The 17,549-nt window shown below is 64.6% G+C and carries 16 protein-coding genes, 2 tRNA genes and 1 riboswitch; of the genes, 10 read left to right on the plus strand and 8 right to left on the minus strand.

Going from position 1 to position 17,549, the window contains the following annotated elements:
• Positions 1 to 17: 17 nt before the first annotated feature.
• Positions 18 to 1,463 (minus strand): cryptochrome/photolyase family protein, encoded by a 1,446-nt coding sequence (locus H2509_RS04790; RefSeq protein WP_182162848.1) that lies wholly within the window; start codon positions 1,461 to 1,463, stop codon positions 18 to 20.
• A 182-nt stretch (positions 1,464 to 1,645) separates the two neighbouring features.
• Complete coding sequence (locus H2509_RS04795) at positions 1,646 to 2,254, minus strand: hypothetical protein (RefSeq protein WP_209001801.1); 609 nt, start codon at positions 2,252 to 2,254, stop codon at positions 1,646 to 1,648.
• A gap of 697 nt (positions 2,255 to 2,951) precedes the next feature.
• Here H2509_RS04795 and H2509_RS04800 point away from each other — a divergent pair.
• Positions 2,952 to 3,278 (plus strand): GYD domain-containing protein, encoded by a 327-nt coding sequence (locus H2509_RS04800; RefSeq protein WP_182162850.1) that lies wholly within the window; start codon positions 2,952 to 2,954, stop codon positions 3,276 to 3,278.
• Positions 3,279 to 3,475: 197 nt separating this feature from the next.
• On the opposite strand, the gene H2509_RS04805 is transcribed toward H2509_RS04800, so the two are convergent.
• Positions 3,476 to 3,551: transfer RNA gene (locus tag H2509_RS04805), tRNA-Asn, on the minus strand.
• Positions 3,552 to 3,849: 298 nt separating this feature from the next.
• A riboswitch (cobalamin riboswitch) is annotated at positions 3,850 to 4,075 on the plus strand.
• Between the two features lie 35 nt (positions 4,076 to 4,110).
• Here H2509_RS04805 and H2509_RS04810 point away from each other — a divergent pair.
• From H2509_RS04810 to H2509_RS04845, 8 genes are all read left to right on the plus strand, one after another.
• Positions 4,111 to 4,287 (plus strand): CbtB domain-containing protein, encoded by a 177-nt coding sequence (locus H2509_RS04810; protein WP_182162852.1) that lies wholly within the window; start codon positions 4,111 to 4,113, stop codon positions 4,285 to 4,287.
• Positions 4,288 to 4,328: 41 nt separating this feature from the next.
• Positions 4,329 to 5,084, plus strand: a complete 756-nt coding sequence (locus H2509_RS04815) for a CbtA family protein (protein ID WP_182162854.1) — start codon at positions 4,329 to 4,331, stop codon at positions 5,082 to 5,084.
• Entirely contained in the window at positions 5,081 to 5,638 is a 558-nt protein-coding gene (gene cobU / locus H2509_RS04820; RefSeq protein ID WP_182162856.1) for a bifunctional adenosylcobinamide kinase/adenosylcobinamide-phosphate guanylyltransferase, read from the plus strand. Before H2509_RS04815 ends, cobU begins: the two co-directional genes overlap by 4 nt.
• Complete coding sequence (gene cobW / locus H2509_RS04825; RefSeq protein WP_182162859.1) at positions 5,635 to 6,669, plus strand: cobalamin biosynthesis protein CobW; 1,035 nt, start codon at positions 5,635 to 5,637, stop codon at positions 6,667 to 6,669. The genes cobU and cobW overlap by 4 nt, the downstream gene beginning before the upstream one ends.
• 4 nt (positions 6,670 to 6,673) lie before the next feature.
• The gene (cobN, locus tag H2509_RS04830; RefSeq protein ID WP_182162861.1) at positions 6,674 to 10,423 is read left to right on the plus strand and encodes a cobaltochelatase subunit CobN; all 3,750 of its coding nucleotides are present in this window, start codon (positions 6,674 to 6,676) and stop codon (positions 10,421 to 10,423) included.
• Between the two features lie 17 nt (positions 10,424 to 10,440).
• Positions 10,441 to 11,052 carry a cob(I)yrinic acid a,c-diamide adenosyltransferase gene (cobO, locus tag H2509_RS04835; protein ID WP_182163771.1) on the plus strand — a complete coding sequence of 204 codons (612 nt, stop codon included), beginning with the start codon at positions 10,441 to 10,443 and terminating at the stop codon, positions 11,050 to 11,052.
• Positions 11,053 to 11,105: 53 nt separating this feature from the next.
• Positions 11,106 to 12,602, plus strand: a complete 1,497-nt coding sequence (locus H2509_RS04840; RefSeq protein WP_182162863.1) for a cobyric acid synthase — start codon at positions 11,106 to 11,108, stop codon at positions 12,600 to 12,602.
• A 72-nt stretch (positions 12,603 to 12,674) separates the two neighbouring features.
• Entirely contained in the window at positions 12,675 to 12,977 is a 303-nt protein-coding gene (locus tag H2509_RS04845) for a hypothetical protein (RefSeq protein WP_182162865.1), read from the plus strand.
• Here H2509_RS04845 and cbiB read toward each other — a convergent pair.
• Together cbiB and cobD are read right to left on the minus strand one after the other, a co-directional pair.
• Positions 12,974 to 13,945: an adenosylcobinamide-phosphate synthase CbiB gene (cbiB, locus tag H2509_RS04850; RefSeq protein WP_182162867.1), complete on the minus strand. Its 972-nt coding sequence runs from the start codon at positions 13,943 to 13,945 to the stop codon at positions 12,974 to 12,976. The two genes, H2509_RS04845 and cbiB, sit on opposite strands and share 4 nt — an antisense overlap.
• Before the next feature lie 5 nt (positions 13,946 to 13,950).
• Positions 13,951 to 14,961 (minus strand): threonine-phosphate decarboxylase CobD, encoded by a 1,011-nt coding sequence (gene cobD / locus H2509_RS04855; RefSeq protein ID WP_182162869.1) that lies wholly within the window; start codon positions 14,959 to 14,961, stop codon positions 13,951 to 13,953.
• 185 nt (positions 14,962 to 15,146) lie between these two features.
• Here cobD and H2509_RS04860 point away from each other — a divergent pair, with 185 nt between their 5' ends.
• Entirely contained in the window at positions 15,147 to 15,395 is a 249-nt protein-coding gene (locus tag H2509_RS04860; protein WP_182162871.1) for a hypothetical protein, read from the plus strand.
• 8 nt (positions 15,396 to 15,403) lie between these two features.
• On the opposite strand, the gene H2509_RS04865 is transcribed toward H2509_RS04860, so the two are convergent.
• From H2509_RS04865 to H2509_RS04875, 3 genes are all read right to left on the minus strand, one after another.
• Positions 15,404 to 15,477 (minus strand) — tRNA-Cys (locus H2509_RS04865).
• A gap of 338 nt (positions 15,478 to 15,815) precedes the next feature.
• Entirely contained in the window at positions 15,816 to 16,562 is a 747-nt protein-coding gene (locus H2509_RS04870) for a hypothetical protein (protein WP_182162873.1), read from the minus strand.
• Between the two features lie 301 nt (positions 16,563 to 16,863).
• On the minus strand, positions 16,864 to 17,427 hold the full coding sequence (locus tag H2509_RS04875) for a helix-turn-helix domain-containing protein (protein WP_182162875.1): 564 nt from the start codon (positions 17,425 to 17,427) through the stop codon (positions 16,864 to 16,866).
• Positions 17,428 to 17,549 lie beyond the last annotated feature (122 nt).

Raw genomic sequence — 17,549 nt, forward strand, 5'->3', positions numbered from 1 at the left:
GCTTGTTCCTTCTTTTTTCAGGCTGCCGCGGAAAGCGTCTGGAAGGCCTGCAGCGCGCGGTCGCGTGCCAGGCCATGATCGACGATCGGGGAGGGATAGGTCTTGCCGAGCGTCACGCCGGCCTTTGCGAGGACGCTTTCCGGCGCCTCGAACGGGCGGAAGAGGTAACGGTCGGGGAGACCTGCGAGTTCGGGCACGAAGCGGCGGGTATAGCTGCCGTCCGGATCGAATTTCTCGCCCTGGAGCACCGGATTGAAGATGCGGAAATAGGGAGCGGCATCGGCGCCGGAGCCCGCCACCCACTGCCAGCTAGCCGAGTTGCTGGCGATATCGGCGTCGACCAGCGTGTCGCGGAACCATTCCGCCCCCTTTCTCCAGTCGACCAGCAGGTGCTTGATCAGGAAGGAGGCCGCGATCATCCGCACGCGATTGTGCATGGTGCCGGTCTGCCAGAGTTCGCGCATGCCGGCATCGACGATCGGGTAGCCGGTCCGGCCTTTTGTCCAGGCCCGGAAAGCCGCCTCGTTGTTCGCCCAGGGAAAGGCGTCGAATTTCCTCTGGAAATTTTCCCGAGGCAGGTCCGGATTGTGAAAGAGGAGGTGGTAGGAAAATTCCCGCCAGGCGAGTTCCGACAGGAACTTGTCGAGGTTGCCTTCCGGGATGTCCCGGCGCGCGGCCGCAAGCGACGCCGCGTGCCAGATCCGGCGGGGCGAGATTTCTCCGAAGCGCAGGTGAGGCGAGAGCATCGAGGTGGCGCCAGCCGCTGGAAAGTCGCGACAGTCCGCGTATTGTGCGAAGCCGTCCGCCAGGAATCGCTGCAACCGATCCCGCGCGCCGGCCTCGCCCGGGCACCAGGTTCCCCGCAAGCCATTTGCCCAGTCAGGCTTTCGCGGCAGAAGGTCCATGTCTTCAAGTCGCAGCGACGGAATGGAGGCGGTGGAACCTTCCAGCGTGGATGGTTCTGAGATCGGCTTGGCCGGGACGTAATGCGCTCGCAGTGCCTTCCAGAAAGGCGTAAACACGCGGAACGGACCGCCGGAACTGGTTTTCACCTCCCACGGCTCGGTGATGAGATTGCTGTTGAAACTTTCGACGACAAGTCCGGCCGCCCGCAGCTTTTCCTTGAGATCGGAATCGGCCGCAATGCCGTGCGGGTCGTAGCGGCGGTTCCAGAAAACGTTCGCAGCTCGCGTTTCGAGGGCGAGCGAGATGACTTCCTCACGAGCGGGGCCGCGCCTCAGGATCAGCGGCACCCCATGGCCCGCGAGGCGTTCGCCCAATTTTGCCAGGGAGTGATGCAGCCACCATCGGGTCGCTCCTCCGAGGTAGCAATCGTCGAGTACATGCAGCGCAATCAGCGGGCGACGGCTTGATGCGGCGCGTGCCAGGGCAGGGTTGTCGGCGAGCCTGAGGTCGTTCCGGAACCATATGATTGTCGGGCGGTTTTGCTCCGCATCATCCATCTGGGCGCGATCCGTATGTGAAAAACCTGTATCTTTTCACTTTTTTACGGCGCGCCAGCCCAGGCGGATCATCGGACGCCGGACAGTGGCGGGAAATTGTCCGAGACGCGGAAAAGCCGACGGAGGTTACTCCGCCGGCCCGTGCCAAAGCCCGGGTGCGATAGCCGGACTTGAAAATTCGTTCAGGCCTGGGCGGATCCGAAGAGCCAGCTCCAGGCGGTTTTCACGCTATCGGCCGCGGCGTGAAACACCACCACAATCGACGTCCAGACGTGGTTGCCGAAATCGGCAAGCGCCGTCAGCGCGGATTGTTCCCGCTGAGGTTTCTCCTCAATGAACTCGATCGTCGACTGGTTGGCCGGATCGTCCACCACGCGGCGTGTTACGACGAGGCGAGCGTCGGGAGCGACGCGGCTTTCATCCTGCTTGGCGATACGCGTCTTTGCGTTCTCCTCATTCTGGAGCGCGCGCACGACGATGGCACGGCCATCCGGCAGGAGATGGGTTTCGTTCTGCCTGACCTCGCTGTCATAGACCACCTCGCCGTGGTCATCGATCAACTCGACCCACACGGCCTTGCGGCCGCCGAGTTCCACTTCGCCGACCCAGATGGAATAGTCGGTTTCGTCGGTCAGGCTACCCGTAAGGCCGCTTGCGCCAAGCGTGACCGCAAGCTTGTCATCTGGCAGCAGGATTGTTTCGCGATCCTGCTTGGACGCCTCAAAGGCGAAGGCCGCTGTAGAAATGGCTACCACCGCGGCGCCCGCCGCGATTTTTACTAAGGTACGCATCCGAAGCCTCCCACAGGCTTTTTGCGCGCCCGGCCTTCTTTATTCGGGTCCGGTCCGCGCAACACGCAAACAGCTGTCTCTTTATTTGGTTCCGCAGTGTTTGCATTCTACCGCTTTACCCGGACACATTATCGACAAAAGTCCTACCGGATCTGTAATCTTCGTCACGAATCTTACGGCTATCAGGCCGAAATATGCGTGAGAATGCTTTAGGTGACCAAGGGTAACCTACTGGCCGGGGCCGCGTTTCCGATTTTGGAGAAAATATGGCAACCACCTGACGCAATTACGGCAGCGATATCAATCACATTTTCGTGATCAATGGATTCTTCGCTTTAATGGTGCGGAAATGCACGCGTCCCAACTCCTGCTTTCGGCGCGGCGAGAGATGTCAGAGGATGGAATTTTTGAAGGTTTTTTCAAGTTTGCGAATTTGGAGAAGAAGGAGCGTCTTCAGCCTGTTCCCACTCCATGCGGTCGGAGATTCGACTTGGGAGGACGGATGAGCCCTGAAATCTCGTCTCCGCGCCCGACTCCCGGATGAGGGTACGAGTTAGAAAGCCGGCGGGATGAAAAGCGCGCCTCATGCACTCATGTTCCTCAGCCAAGTAAACGGCGCTGCCAAGCCCGCCGGTGTGATAGGATGAAGCTGCCGTTCAGTGTATCCGACTTGACTTGAATGAAGGGAGGATAAGCTATGGCACTCTACCTATATCAGGCCGCCTATACGTCCGAGTCCTGGGCTGCGCAGGTTGCCGATCCCCAGAACCGCGTCGAGAATGTCGGGAGGCATGTCTGCGAGTCCGTTGGCGGAAGACTCGTCGGAGGCTGGCTCTCGTTCGGCGACTACGACATCGTTCTCGTCATGGACATCCCGGACAATGTCAGCGTTGCGGCGGTCGGAATGGCTGTGGCGGCCGGAGGGGCCATCAAGTCCAGCAAGACGACCGTCTTGATGAGTGGGGAGGATGGCGTTGCTGCCCTTCGGAAAGCGTCTTCCGTAGGCTACAAGCCGAAAAAATAACGACAAGTTTGTGACTTTGCTCTGAACGCGCGCAATTTCCGGGGCCGGGCGGTCTGCACGCTGCTGCGCCGGGCCGGCTCCAATCCCTGAAAGGTCCAGTACTCTATTCGAGAATAGCGGCGTAAGCGGCAGGCACGCCTGATAGGCGGCATATGTCGCATAGCACGTCTTTTGAGATTTGAAGGTGGTAGGAGGGATGGCTCCCCGGGCCGGACTCGAACCAGCGACCCAGCGGTTAACAGCCGCTTGCTCTACCAACTGAGCTACCGGGGATCACCACCTTCACTGCAAGCGCCTGAGCGCCGCGTCAGTGGCAGGCGTATAACAAAGCCTTGGCCCGCTTGCCAAGCCCTTTGTCGTAAAAGTTTTCCACACGAGCGAGGCCGATGCGGGAGTGGAGGCGGGAAGCCAAGGCGATTTCGCGGTTCGGACCCGGTCGCTGCCGCTTCAGGCGTGTTGTGGAAATCCTTGGGCCTCGTATTCGCGGCCTATGTTGCGGACAGGATCTCCACGCGCCGGTTCTGAGGGCACAATTGCCGCAGAAGGTTCTTGTTGAGCGCCGATTGTGCGGTTAGAACTGTCTTGTTCCGGTTCCCCGCCTTGGGCAAAGCCCGATGGGGACCAAATGGGAATGCGGTGCGGGAGGACCCAATCAGGGCTCCCAAGGCCGCAGCTGCCCCCGCAACTGTAAGCGGAGAGCCGCCTCGCGAAACGCCACTGGGCCTTGAGGGTCCGGGAAGGCGCGAGGGCGGCGACGACCCGTGAGCCAGGAGACCTGCCGGAACGCGAGACCTGCCAACCGTCGTCGGGTGGACGACAAAAGGAGACAGACATGCCTTCCGCCGTTTCTTCTCAGAGCCTTACTTCCCGCGCTGCCTTGCTGCCGACCTTGATCTTCACCGCCCTTTTCGGCGCGTTCCTGGTCTACGGCGCTGGATTCGCACATTCCAACGTGCTCCACAACGCAGCGCATGACAGCCGTCACGCGCTGGGCTTCCCCTGCCACTGAATTTGGAGCAGCCCGGCCTGGCCGCCGGGTGACGCCAATCCATGCTGACACGGATTTTCGGGGTGGCCCTCGGCGCGGGATGCGCTGCGGGTCTTGCCCTCGCTTTGCTTCAGGCAATGTTCACGACGCCGCTGATTCTGCAGGCGGAGGTCTTTGAAACCGCTTCCCATGCCCAGCCGCTCGTCCAGCACGCGGTTGCCGGGGAGGACGAGGCGCGCCTCTGGCTTGCCCATAGCGGTGCCGCGCACGATGAGGACGGAGGTCACGGCTTCCTGGACTCGATCTTTGGCGACTGGGCGCCGGAAGACGGGCTGGAGCGGACTGCCTACACGGCGCTTTCGAGCGTCCTGGTCGGCTTCGGCTATGCCTTGATGCTGCTTTCGGTGATGCTGCTCGGCGCGAAGAAACTGGACGCTTCAAGCGGCCTGTTGTGGGGTATCGGCGGCTTCGCGGCCGTTTCGCTTGCTCCTGCGCTCGGCCTTCCGCCCGAACTGCCGGGCTCGGCTGCTGCCGATCTGCTCGCGCGCCAGACCTGGTGGCTCGGCACGGCTGCTGCGACCGGCCTTGGTCTCTGGCTGATTGCTTCGCGCGAGAATGCTGGCCTGAAGGTCTCGGGCCTCCTCCTGCTGATTGCGCCGCATCTCATCGGCGCCCCGCATCCGCATGAATATGCCTCTCGGGTGCCGGCGGAACTGCAGGGCCATTTCGTTGCCGCCTCGCTGGTGCTGTCGGCCGTCTTCTGGGCGCTGCTCGGCAGCCTCACCGGCTGGCTGTGGCAGCGCGGCGAAGGGCGATGACGGGCGAAAGCCTGAGATCCCATATCATGCTCGTCCTCGGCGGGGCGCGCTCGGGCAAGAGCGACTTTGCCGAAAGCCTTGTCAGGAAAAGCGGTTTCGCTCCGGTCTATCTGGCGACCGGAGCAGCTTTCGATGGCGAGATGGAAGAGCGGATCGCCCGGCACAAGGCTTCGCGAGGCGAGGGCTGGCTGACGATCGAGGAGCAGCGCGACGTTGCCGGCGTTCTCGATCGCGAGAGCCGGGCGGAGCGGGCGATCCTGATCGACTGCCTGACGCTGTGGCTCTCAAACCTGATGTTCGCGGAAGCCGATATCGAGGCGGAAACGATGCGGCTCATCAAGGCGTTGGCTAACGCTAAGGGACCGGTCGTGCTGGTTTCCAACGAGGTCGGCGGCGGGATCGTGCCGGACAATGCGCTGGCCCGCCGCTTCAGAGATGAACAGGGGCGGCTCAACCGCCGCGTGGCCGAAGCCGCCGACACGGTGGTGCTGGTGGCCGCCGGGTTGCCGCTTCTGATGAAACCCAATCCAGATCAACCGGAGATCCGCCTATGAGCGCCGGACAGAAAATACCCGCAACCATCGTCACCGGCTTCCTCGGAGCCGGCAAGACGACGCTGCTGCGCCACCTGCTGCGCGAGACCGGCGGCAGGAGAATCGCGCTGATCGTCAATGAGTTCGGCGACATGGGCTTCGACGGATCGCTGGTCGACGGCTGCGCCGATGCCGATTGCCGGGCCGACGAGGTGGTGGAGCTCACCAACGGCTGCATTTGCTGCACCGTGGCCGACGACTTTCTGCCGACGATGGAAATGCTGATCGCTCGCGATCCGGCGCCGGACCATATCGTCATCGAGACTTCGGGCCTGGCGCTGCCGCAGCCGCTGGTGCGCGCTTTCTCCTGGCCGAGCGTGAAGACGAAAGTGACCGTCGACGCGGTGGTTACGGTCGTCGATGCGGCGGCGGTGGCCAGCGGAACCTTCGAGAGCGAGGCTGCAACCTCTCCTTCTGCTTCGCCGGAACCGGAGCATGAAAGCCCGCTTGAGGAATTGTTCGAGGACCAGCTCGTCTGCGCCGACCTGGTCGTGCTCAACAAGACCGATCTGGTGACGGGGACGGAACTGGAAAAGGTGCGGGAGGAAGTGGCGCGGCAGGTGCGCGGGTCCGTGGAGATTATCCCTGCGCGGATGGGCGAGGTGGCGACAAAAGTCATCCTGGGGCGAGCCTCGGCATCGGAAGACGACATGGACGGCCGCAGGAGCCACCACGAGATCCATCATGGCGACGAGGACCATGACCACGACGATTTCGAGAGCCATGTGATCGAGACGGGAGCCTTCGAGGTTATGACCGGCGTCGAGGAGATGGTCCGCCGGGCGATGGCGATGCCGGGCGTGCTGCGCATCAAGGGCGCGGTGACGGTGGCCGGCAAGGCCGCGCCCGTTTACGTGCAGGCGGTCGGCCCACGGGTCGAGGCGTGGTTCGCGCGCGAGGCGAAGGCGCCGGGCCGGCTGGTGGTGATCGGCACCAGGGGCTTCGATATCGACGGCGTGCGCGGCCTCCTGGCACAGGCACTGGCGGCCTGAGGCGATGCATATCCTGGCAAGCCGGACCGGGCGGATAGATCAGGGCGAGGAGGCGGTCGACCTCGGCCAGGCGCCGGCCGACCTCGTATTCCTGACCGCCGCCGATACCGAACTTGCCGGTTTCGCCGAAGCCGCGGCCGCACTTGGCGGGGAGGCGCCGGACCTGCGGCTGGCGAGCCTGTTGGCGCTGACGCATCCCTATTCGGTCGACCTCTACATGGAGCAGACCGTGCGCGGGTCGCGCATGGTTGCGGTGCGGCTCCTTGGCGGCGCGCAATACTGGGCCTATGGGCTGGAGCGGCTTGCCGAGATCGCGCGCGGCTACGACACGATGCTGATCGTGGTGCCGGGCGACGACCGCTGGGACGAGGCGCTGGCGGCCTATTCGACGATCGATATCGAAAAGGCACGGACATTCTGGCGCTACTGCGTCGAAGGTGGGCCGGAGAACCTGAAAAACGCGCTGCGCTTCGCCGCCCATTGCCTGGGTGAGTCGGAAGAGCCGGTACCGCCGCGCCCGTTGCCGAGGGCGGGAATTCACCTGTCGGGCGTCGCCGCGCCCGGCCTAGATGAGCTGAAGGCGACGTGGTCCAATCCAGCAGCGCCCGTCGCCGCGCTCGTCTTCTACCGGGCGCTGGTGCAATCCTCGGCGACGGCTCCGGTCGAGGCGATGTGCGAGGCGCTGGCGGAGCAGGGGCTCAATCCGCTTCCGGTTTTCGTCTCTTCGCTGAAGGAAGCCGAAAGTGCCGCCGTGCTCGATGCGTTGTTTGGCGACGCACCGCCGGCAGTCGTGTTGAACGCCACGGCCTTCGCCGTGTCGAAGGCGGGGCGGCTGCACGAGCCGACGCCGCTCGACCGGCCCGGAGCACCGGTGCTGCAGGTGGTTTTCGCCTCGTCGTCGGAAGAGGGCTGGCGCGACAGCGATCAGGGCCTTTCGATCCGCGACCTTGCCATGCATGTGGTGCTGCCGGAAGTGGATGGGCGCGTGCTGACGCGAGCGGTCTCCTTCAAGGAGGAGGGCGCGCGGGACGAAGCCACGCAATCCACGCCCGTGCGCTTCGTTCCGAAGGCGGACCGCATCCGCTTCGTGGCGGAACTGGCCGCCAATATCGCGCGGCTCTCAACGACGCCGGCGGCAGACCGCAAGGTGGCGCTGGTGCTCGCGAATTATCCCAACAAGGACGGCCGGCTTGCCAACGGCGTCGGGCTCGACACGCCGGCCTCCTGTGCCGGGCTATTGCGGGCGATGGCGCGCGAGGGTTACGCAATCGACGGGGTGCCGGAGGATTCGGCCGCGCTGATGGCGCGTCTGTCGGCGGGTGCTACCAACGCGCTCGAGGGTCGGGAAGAAAGAATCTTCGACGCCAGCTTATCGGTTGCAAGCTATCTCAGATACTTCAAGGCGCTTCCGGATTCGATACGTGAAGGGGTGACTGCGCGCTGGGGCGCTCCGGATGCCGATCCGCATGTGGAAGGCGGCGCATTCCGGCTGGCGCTGCACCGCTACGGCAATGCCGTTGTCGGCATTCAGCCGGCGCGCGGCTACAACATCGATCCGAAGGCGACCTATCACGATCCGGACCTGGTGCCGCCGCATCACTATTTCGCCTTCTACATGTGGATCAGGCATGAATTCGGCACCCATGCGGTGGTGCATCTTGGCAAGCACGGCAATCTGGAATGGCTGCCCGGCAAGGCGCTGGCACTTTCGCAAGGCTGCTATCCGGAAGCGGTGCTCGGCCCGCTGCCGAATGTCTATCCCTTCATCGTCAACGATCCGGGCGAGGGCGCGCAGGCCAAGCGGCGGACGTCCGCCGTCATCGTCGACCATCTGACGCCGCCGCTGACGCGGGCCGAAAGCCACGGCGCGGCAGGCGAACTGGAGACGCTGCTCGACGAATATTACCTGGCGCAGGGCGTCGACCCGCGCCGCCTGGCGGTGCTGTCGCGCGATATCCTGGATACGGCGGCGCGGCACGGGCTCGATATCGATATCGGCCTGTCGGCGGAAATGGACGATGCGACCAAGCTTGCCCGGCTCGACGCGCATCTCTGCGACCTCAAGGAATTGCAGATCCGCGACGGGCTGCATGTATTGGGCGAGGCGCCGACGGGCACACAACTGACGGACCTGCTGGTGGCATTGGTCCGTGTGCCGCGTGGGCGCAGCGAGGGTGACGAAAGCCTGCTGCGCGCGCTGGCGGCCGATCTGGAGCTTGGCGAGTTCGATCCGCTGGACTGCGATTTCGCGACCGCCTGGCAAGGCCCGAAGCCCGAAGCCCTGCTGACCGCGAGCGATGCACCCTGGCGCAGCCATGGCGACACGGTGGAGCGGCTGGAACTGCTGGCGAGCAACCTCGTGCGCGACGGATATTCGACTGACGGAATGCCGCGCAGCGCCGCTGTGCTGCGGGAAATCGCGGAGCGCCTCGAACCAGCCGTGACGGCGTCGGGCGAGGCGGAGACGAAGGCGGTGCTCGACGCGCTCGCCGGGCGGTTCGTGCCGCCGGGGCCTTCGGGCGCGCCGACGCGCGGGCGGCCGGACGTGCTGCCGACGGGGCGCAACTTCTACTCCGTCGACGTGCGGGCCGTGCCGACGGAAACCGCCTGGGGGATCGGCAAGGCAAGCGCGGAACGGCTCGTCGAGCGGCATTTCCAGGACGAGGGCGAGTTTCCGAAGGCCATCGCGCTGACCTGCTGGGGTACGGCGAACATGCGCACCGGCGGCGACGACATCGCGCAGGCTCTTGCCCTGATCGGCGCCAAGCCGGTCTGGGAAGCGGGATCGGGCCGGGTGACGGGCTACGAGATCCTGCCGCTGTCGCAGCTGCAGCGGCCGCGCATTGACGTCACGCTGCGCGTTTCCGGTTTCTTCCGCGATGCCTTCCCGCATCAGATGGATCTTTTCCAGTCGGCGGTGGCCGGCATCGCCGAGCTGGATGAGCCGGAGGAGGCCAATCCGATCGCCGCGCGGGTGCGGCGGGAAGCGGCTCAACTGGCCGCGTCGTCGGGGATTTCACCAGAGGAAGCGCGGCAGCGAGCCGCCTATCGCGTCTTCGGCTCCAAGCCCGGCGCCTATGGCGCGGGACTGCAGGCGCTGATCGACGAGGGGCTCTGGCAGGAGCGTTCCGATTTTGCTGAAGTCTTCCTCGCCTGGGGCGGTTACGCGTATGGCGGCGGGGCCGAAGGCGTAGTGGCGAAGGGCGCGCTGGAGCAGCGGCTGAAGCTGGTCGACGCGGTGGTGCACAATCAAGACAACCGCGAGCACGACCTGCTCGATTCGGACGACTACTATCAGTTCGAGGGCGGGCTGGCGGCCACTGTCGAGACGCTGAAGGGCGAAGCGCCCAACGTCTACCACAACGATCATTCGCGGCCGGAGCGTCCGGTCATCCGCACGCTCGCCGAGGAGATCGGCCGGGTGGTGCGAGGGCGGGCGGCCAACCCGAAATGGATCGCCGGCGTCATGCGGCACGGCTACAAGGGCGCCTTCGAGATCGCCGCGACCGTGGATTACCTCTTCGCCTTCGCGGCGACGACGCGGGCGGTGAAGGACCACCATTTCGACCAGCTCTTCGCCGCCTATCTGGAAGACAAGGCGGTGCGGGACTTCATCGAAGAGGCCAATCCGGTCGCGCTTGCAGAAATCGTCGCGCGCTTTCACGAAGCCATCGACCGGGGCTTGTGGACGCCGCGCAGGAACAGCACGCATGACAGCCTGAAACGGCTGGGACCGAGGGAGAAAGCATCGTGAGCGACAAGAAGAAGGAGATGAGCGAGGAGGAGCTCGACGCCCGCCATGCCGAGAAGATGCGCAAGAAGAAGGCCGCCCGCGACAAGATCATGGCGACCAAGACGATCGAGAAGGGCCTCCTGATCGTCCATACGGGCAAGGGCAAGGGCAAGTCGACGGCCGGCTTCGGCATGGTGTTCCGCTCGCTCGGCCATGGCCACAAGGTGGCGGTGGTGCAGTTCGTCAAGGGCCGGATCGAGACCGGCGAACGCATGGCGCTGGATCGTTTCTCAGACCTGGTGACGATCAAGCGCATGGGCGAGGGCTTCACCTGGGAAACGCAGGACCGCCAGCGCGACATCGCCGCCGCCCGCCAGGCCTGGGAGGCCGCGAAGGACCTGATCCGCTCCCGCGAGTACCGGCTGGTGCTGCTGGACGAACTGAACATCGTGCTGCGCTACGATTACCTGCCCATCGAGGAAGTGGTGGAGTTCTTCAAGACCGAGAAGCCCGAGGACGTGCATGTGATCGTCACCGGACGCAACGCCAAGGACGAGCTGATCGAGATCGCCGACCTTGTGACCGAGATGGAACAGGTGAAGCATCCGTTCCGCTCCGGCGTGAAGCCGCAGGAGGGAATCGAGTTTTGAGGGGATGACGAAAACAGAGACCGGAACGTATTGACCAGGCTCAGGAAAACCGGATGACCATCCGCCCGCCCGCCCTCATGATCCAGGGAACCGGCTCCAATGTCGGCAAGAGCCTGATCGTGGCCGGGCTCTGCCGCCTGTTTGCCGACCGGGGGCTGAAGGTGCGACCCTTCAAGCCGCAGAACATGTCGAACAATGCCGCGGTGACGGCCGATGGCGGCGAGATCGGCCGGGCGCAGGCGCTGCAGGCGATGGCGGCGCGCGTGGTTCCGAGCGTGCACATGAACCCGGTTCTGCTGAAGCCGGAAACCGATACCGGCGCGCAGGTGATCGTGCAGGGCCAGCGCGCGGGCACGATGCGGGCGCGCGAATACGGCAGCCGCAAGAACGAGTTGCTGCCGAAGGTGCTGGAGAGCTTCGCCATTACCTGCGAGGGCGCCGACCTGGTGCTGGTGGAAGGCGCGGGGAGCCCGGCGGAGGTGAACCTGCGTGCCGGCGACATCGCCAATATGGGTTTCGCCGAGGCGGCGGACCTTCCCGTGGCGCTGTGCGGCGACATCGACCGGGGCGGTGTGATCGCCAGCCTTGTCGGCACCCACGCGGTGCTGGCCGATGCCGAGCGGGCGCGCATCAAGGCGTTCCTGATCAACCGCTTTCGCGGCGATCCGTCGCTCTTTGCCGATGGCATGACGGAGATCGAGCGGCGGACCGGCTGGGTCCCGCTCGGCGTCGTGCCGTGGTTCGACGCGGCGAACCGCCTGCCGGCGGAGGATGCGTTGGGGCTGGAGGCGGGGCAAAGCGCGGGCGCGGTGAAGATCGCGGTGCCCGTGACCTCGCGGATCGCCAATTTCGACGACCTCGATCCGCTCCGCATGGAGGAGGGCGTCAGCCTGGTGCTGGTGCGCGCCGGCGAGGCGCTGCCGGGCGACGCCGATATCGTGCTGCTGCCTGGCTCGAAGTCGACGATCGGCGATCTCGCCTTCCTGCGCCAGCAGGGCTGGGACATCGATCTGGCCGCGCATGTGAGGCGCGGCGGGAGGGTGATCGGCATTTGCGGCGGCTACCAGATGCTGGGCGCAAGCATCGACGATCCCGAAGGCATCGAAGGGCCGGCCGGCAAGGTGGCTGGGCTGGGTTTGCTCGACGTGGAGACCGTGCTGACGCCGGAAAAGCGGCTCGTCTCGGTTAACGGCACGCACGCGGCGAGCGGCGCGGCGCTGTCGGGCTACGAGATCCATATCGGCCGAACGCGGGGCGCGGATTGTTCGCGTCCTTTCGCCCATATCGGCGAGGCTGGCGAGGGGCATCCCGACGGGGCGGTTTCGGCAGACGGTCGGATCATGGGGACCTATCTGCACGGGCTGTTCGGCGCGGACGGGTTTCGCCGGGCACTTCTCGGCCTCGACGACACGGCGTCGGCGCTGGCCTATGGCGCGACGGTGGAGGCGGTGCTGGACCAACTGGCACGGCATCTGGAAGCCGCGCTCGATATCGAGGCGATCCTGCGGATCGCGTTGGAGCGGCAGGTCCGGATCCTAACCCAAAGTTAAGTCGCGTTTTTCACGGCAGGGCGTTACTCTGGTCATTCGGCAGTTGTTGCAAGTCGCCAAGAGGTCAGGCCGATGGGCGAAGCACGCATCAGGAGCGACAGGCTCGACGGGATCGAGTGGCACTGGGTGGATGACAGGGTCTCGGTGGCCACGTCCGGCGGCGTGACGCTGGTGGTTCGCCAGATCAGCGCGCGGGAAGATGGCGTCAACTGGCAGCCCTGGGCCATCGGCGAGGGAGAGGGCGCGGCGCTGACGGACAAGCCGGCCGGCCTCAACGAGGCGAGACGAGCGGCGGCGATGCTTTCCCACAGCCTCGGTAGGCCGCGCGATGCGGGCATCCGGCCGGAAGACCTCAACGCCTCCAACGACGATTAGAACAGAAGTGCGAATATTGCGACGAGCACCGCCTGCAAGGTGCAGGCGCCGCCAAGCAGGCGCAGGCTGCGGGTGATGTCGCCCGCATTGGCGTCGCGCCGGCCCGCCTCGTTGAGGAAGGGATCTTCCACCACGTAGCCAGGATAAGCGCGCGGACCCGCAAGGGCGAGGCCGAGACCACCGGCCATCGCCGCTTCAGGCCAGCCGGCATTGGGCGAGCGGTGCCGGCCGGCATCAGCCCCAATGGTGCGGAAGGCGGTGGCAACCGAACCGCCGGCGAGCGGGGCGGCGATAGCCAGAAAAGCGCCGGCGAGGCGGGAGGCGGGCAGGTTGACGAGATCGTCGAAACGGGCCGAGGCCCAGCCGAAGGCCTCGTGACGCTCCGTCCGGTGGCCGATCATCGAGTCGGCCGTGTTCACTGCCTTGTAGGCCAGCAGGCCCGGCAGGCCGAAGACGAGGAACCAGAAGGCGGGCGCGACGACGCCGTCGGAGAAATTCTCGGCACAGGATTCGATCGCCGCGCGCGATACGCCGGCCTCGTCAAGGCGGGCAGGATCGCGGCCGACGATCATGGCGACCGCCTTGCGCCCGCCGGCAAGCCCCTCGCGCAGCAACCCGTCGCGAACCCTCGCCACATGGTCGTAGAGGCTGCGCTGGGCAAGGAACACGGCGGCGACGAGCACGGTGAGGATCTCGCCGAAAGGCAGGACGCGGGCGATTGCCTCGATCAGCAGGCCGAGCAGGAAGGCGCCGAAGACAAGGGCGGCAAGGAAGATCGCGCCGTAGAGCTTGCGCGTGCCCGCCGGCAGGTCGGGCGTGTTGAAGTCCTGGTCGGCGATCTCGATGATCTTGCCGAACAGCGTGACGGGGTGGGGCAGCCGCCGCCACAGGAAATCCGGGTCGCCGAAAGCCGCATCGACCAGAAGGGCGAAAAGAAGAAGGAACGCGGCGTCGGCAAAGAAGAGCATCGGCCCTAGGCTTCCTCGAGCGCTTCGCGAAGGGCGGTGTCGAAGCGGGCGAGATTTTCCGCTCCGCCCGGCAGGCCGAGGCGCATCCAGGTGGGTGCGTAGTCGAATATGCGGGTCCATACGCGGCGCTTCGCCAGCGCCTCGTGCAGGGCGGCGGCGCGCGGATGGGCGACGAGGGCGTAGAGCGGCGTGCCGCCGAAGACCGTCAGCCCGCGTTCGTGCAGCAGGATATTCAGATCGGCCATCTCGTCGGCGAGGCGCGAAAGCATCTTCGACTGCCATGCGGTGTCGCTCAATGCCGCGGTTCCGACAGCCAGCGCGGGTCCGGAGACGGCCCAGCTTTCCTGCGAACGCTGCAACGCCTGGGTGAGCCAGGCGGGGCCTGCGAGAAAGCCGAGGCGCAGCCCGGCCAGTCCGTAGAATTTGCCGAAGGAACGCAGCACGGCAACAGGTCGCCCCTCCGCCAGCGCCAGGACGCTGGCACCGGGCATGCAATCGGCAAAGGCCTCGTCGACGATCAGCAGTCCGTCACGCTCCGCCAGCCGGTCGGCAATCTCCAGCAGCGACTTGACACCGATCAGCCGGCCATCCGGATTGTTCGGATTGACGAGGATCAGCACGCGGCAGTCTTCGGGCAGGGCGAAAGGATTGGAAATCTCCTCGACCCGCTTTCCGGCGCGCCGCCAGGTCGCGGCATGGCTGCCATAGGTCGGCGACACTACGGCGACGCCGCAGTCCTGCAGCGCAGAAGGCAGCAGCGTGGGAAGGCGGCTGATGATCGCCTGGGTGCCGGGCGCCGCCGTAACGCCAAGCGAAGCCGGTACGGCGTAGCATCGGCGTGCGGCAGTCAGCAAGCCGTCCAGTGCACCGGCGGAAGGAAGTCGTTGCCAGCAGGAATGCTGGATCGACGGCAGCGGGTAGGCATGAGGATTGATGCCCGTCGACAGGTCCAGCCAGTCGGCTCCGAGGCCACCGTACCGCGCCATTGCCCTGTCGAGGTCGCCGCCATGCTCCATGTCCGCTCCGTTCTTTCAGCCACTTGCGCGAATGTCCGTCGGATCAAGCTTGTATCGCTTCCGAGAGGTGGCGCGCAATCATCGCGCCGTGCTTGACAGCGGCGAAAAGGAGCGGCAAAAATCAGAACAAAAGAAGAACATAATATCTCAACTCACTATAGACGCAACGTAAGGAAACGAAGGTCATGGCCCCACGCCGATCGTCGTCGCCGCTCGATTTCGACCGCGACACCCTGCTTGGAACGATGAAGAGCGCGCGCGACGAACTGGTGCAGGCAAGGCGGGGAATGCAGAAGCGCTCGGGGCTGATGCATTGCGTCGATGCAGTGATCGAGGATCTCGACGAACTGGCTCTGGTGCTGACGGGCCGGCGCGACTACTTCCATGCGGGCGGGCACGCCACATTGCCGGGCGAGCGCACTATCGGAAAGTGATGGGAAATTGGAGGCCTCGGCCGGAATCGAACCGGCGTACACGGATTTGCAGTCCGCTGCGTCACCACTCCGCCACGAGGCCACCGCGCGCTATATCAATTAGTTAGCTGTGGCTGTCAATCGGTGTGTGCAAAATTGTTCGTGCGCGTGTGCAAAAGCCATCCATCCGGCGTTCTCGATGGTGTTGAGAACGCAAAGCAAATCGTTCCGTCCGGCTGAATTCACGGGACGGGAGCAACAACTTCCAGGGTATTACTGGAATGGGAGTAAGTCACGATCGGTTAAGCACGCGGGAACCGGCGAAGATAGAGCTGTGACCCCAGGAAGGAATCCGCTCCGAAATTTCCGTGAAGTGCGGCAAAGGACGCCGGAAGAAAGCGAAGCAACCGGAATCCGCAGACTGCGTATCCAACCGCGCGGTTACACCGCCGCCGGTGCCTGCAGGGCGACCGATGTCTGCCGCCGCGCGGAGTTGGGCGTGATGTGGCAGAAGAGCAGCCGCGCGCCGCTCCCGGTTCGCACCGGCAATATCAACCGGTCGCATTCCAGACGACAAGGCATGCCGTCACCCGCGATCAGATTGCCGCTCAGCGTGTCGAAGGATGGTTCGTCCCGCTCGATCACCGTACGATACGCGGCGTGGATGCGCCTGCGGAAGGCTGGTTCGATCGCCGGGCGGCGGGCATTCGGCTCCAATACCCAGTCTCTGCCATAGAGTGCCGCCAGCAGGCTCTTTTCGCCGCAATAGAAAATGGCGGGACTTTCGTCCGGCATAGCCTTGTCGTCGAGGATGAGGAGATATTCGATTATGGCAAGGAAATCGGGAACCATCTGTCCCTCGGCTTCCGACCAGATCTGCCAGAGACGCCTTGCAACCGGATGAACGGACTGAAAGGCCCAGGGCTCGGTCCCCGCTTCGCGCAGGCCGCCGGCCAAACTATAGTCCCGGCCGCCCGAAGGCCGCTGGCGCGACGGCATCATGACACTGACGAGAACCATACGGCAGCGGGCGAGGAGCGCTTCCTGATCGCCCTCCTCCAGCCCTTCCAGATGCGGATGCCCAAACATCTGCCAGCATACGGCCTTGACGATGATCGAAAGATCATAGCGTTCGACGGCGTCGAGAAACTCCGAATAACGGAAGGATAGAGGCCGCCTCAGGCTCATGAATCGCGGGTTTGTAAGGATACTTTCAAACATGCCGGTCCGGATCGCTGGTCGATGCGTCAAGAAAGATCAAGGCCGCGCGTAAAAAGGGCTTGCGCCGCCTCGCTGCGATTTTGCCTGGAGCGATATACAGGTGGAACCTGATGGCCGAGGTCGGTCAGCGATTGTGTGGGTGCGATTGTCGTCGGACCGTGCCGGGACGAATAACTCTTAAAAAACCTGTGTTTAACATATTACCTGCCGCCGGCGAACAGTCCCGGCCGCGGGAGCCGGGGTGGGAACAGACCCCTAGTTCAAGTTGTTAGCGGCGCGAACTTCCATCGTTGCGCGTTATGAGATCGTTATACACCTTGAGGACGATCCGGAAGAAATCCTCCAGCGACCCGTGTCCCCCCATGAGCTGGCGTTCGAGTTCCAATGCGCGAAAGTGCGCTTCCTCAAGGAGGCTCAGGCCACCGGAAAGACTTTCCGTCCAATCCGGATGCCCGGGCTCCGGATCGGATGAAAGGGGGGCGGGCAGGGGTTCGCCGTGAAGAGGCAGGAAATATCCCGCCTGCTCGGCCATGCCGCCCTGTGCGTGCAGGCCCGCATCCTCGTGGACCGGAAAACCATAAGCCGCATCGAGCCCGGGAATGCGGTTTTCCGGGGTGGGATCGACGGGACCCGCTCCGATCAGCAGCCAGCGGATGCTCACGCCGAAAGCGGCGGCATACCGCTGCGCATCGGGAATTCCGAAAGGCGCCGTGCCGTCTTCATGTGCCGCGTAGAGTCCCTCGGCCACCCGCGCCCTGACCGCTCCCTCCTTCGCGCTATCGCAGCCAGCCTGTAGCCGCGCCCATCTCAGGCGCCGGTGCAACTTATCCATCGTTCAAAGGCTTGCTCCAGCACTTACCGGGGGTTCAAACTCAATCAGGAGGATTTCATGGCCGTTCCTTGGGCAAGGGACGAAATAGACCGTATCCGCGTCGCGGGTCTTTGAAGACCGCG

Source organism: Stappia albiluteola (genome assembly GCF_014050225.1).
GTDB classification, from domain to species: Bacteria; Pseudomonadota; Alphaproteobacteria; order Rhizobiales; family Stappiaceae; genus Hongsoonwoonella; species Hongsoonwoonella albiluteola.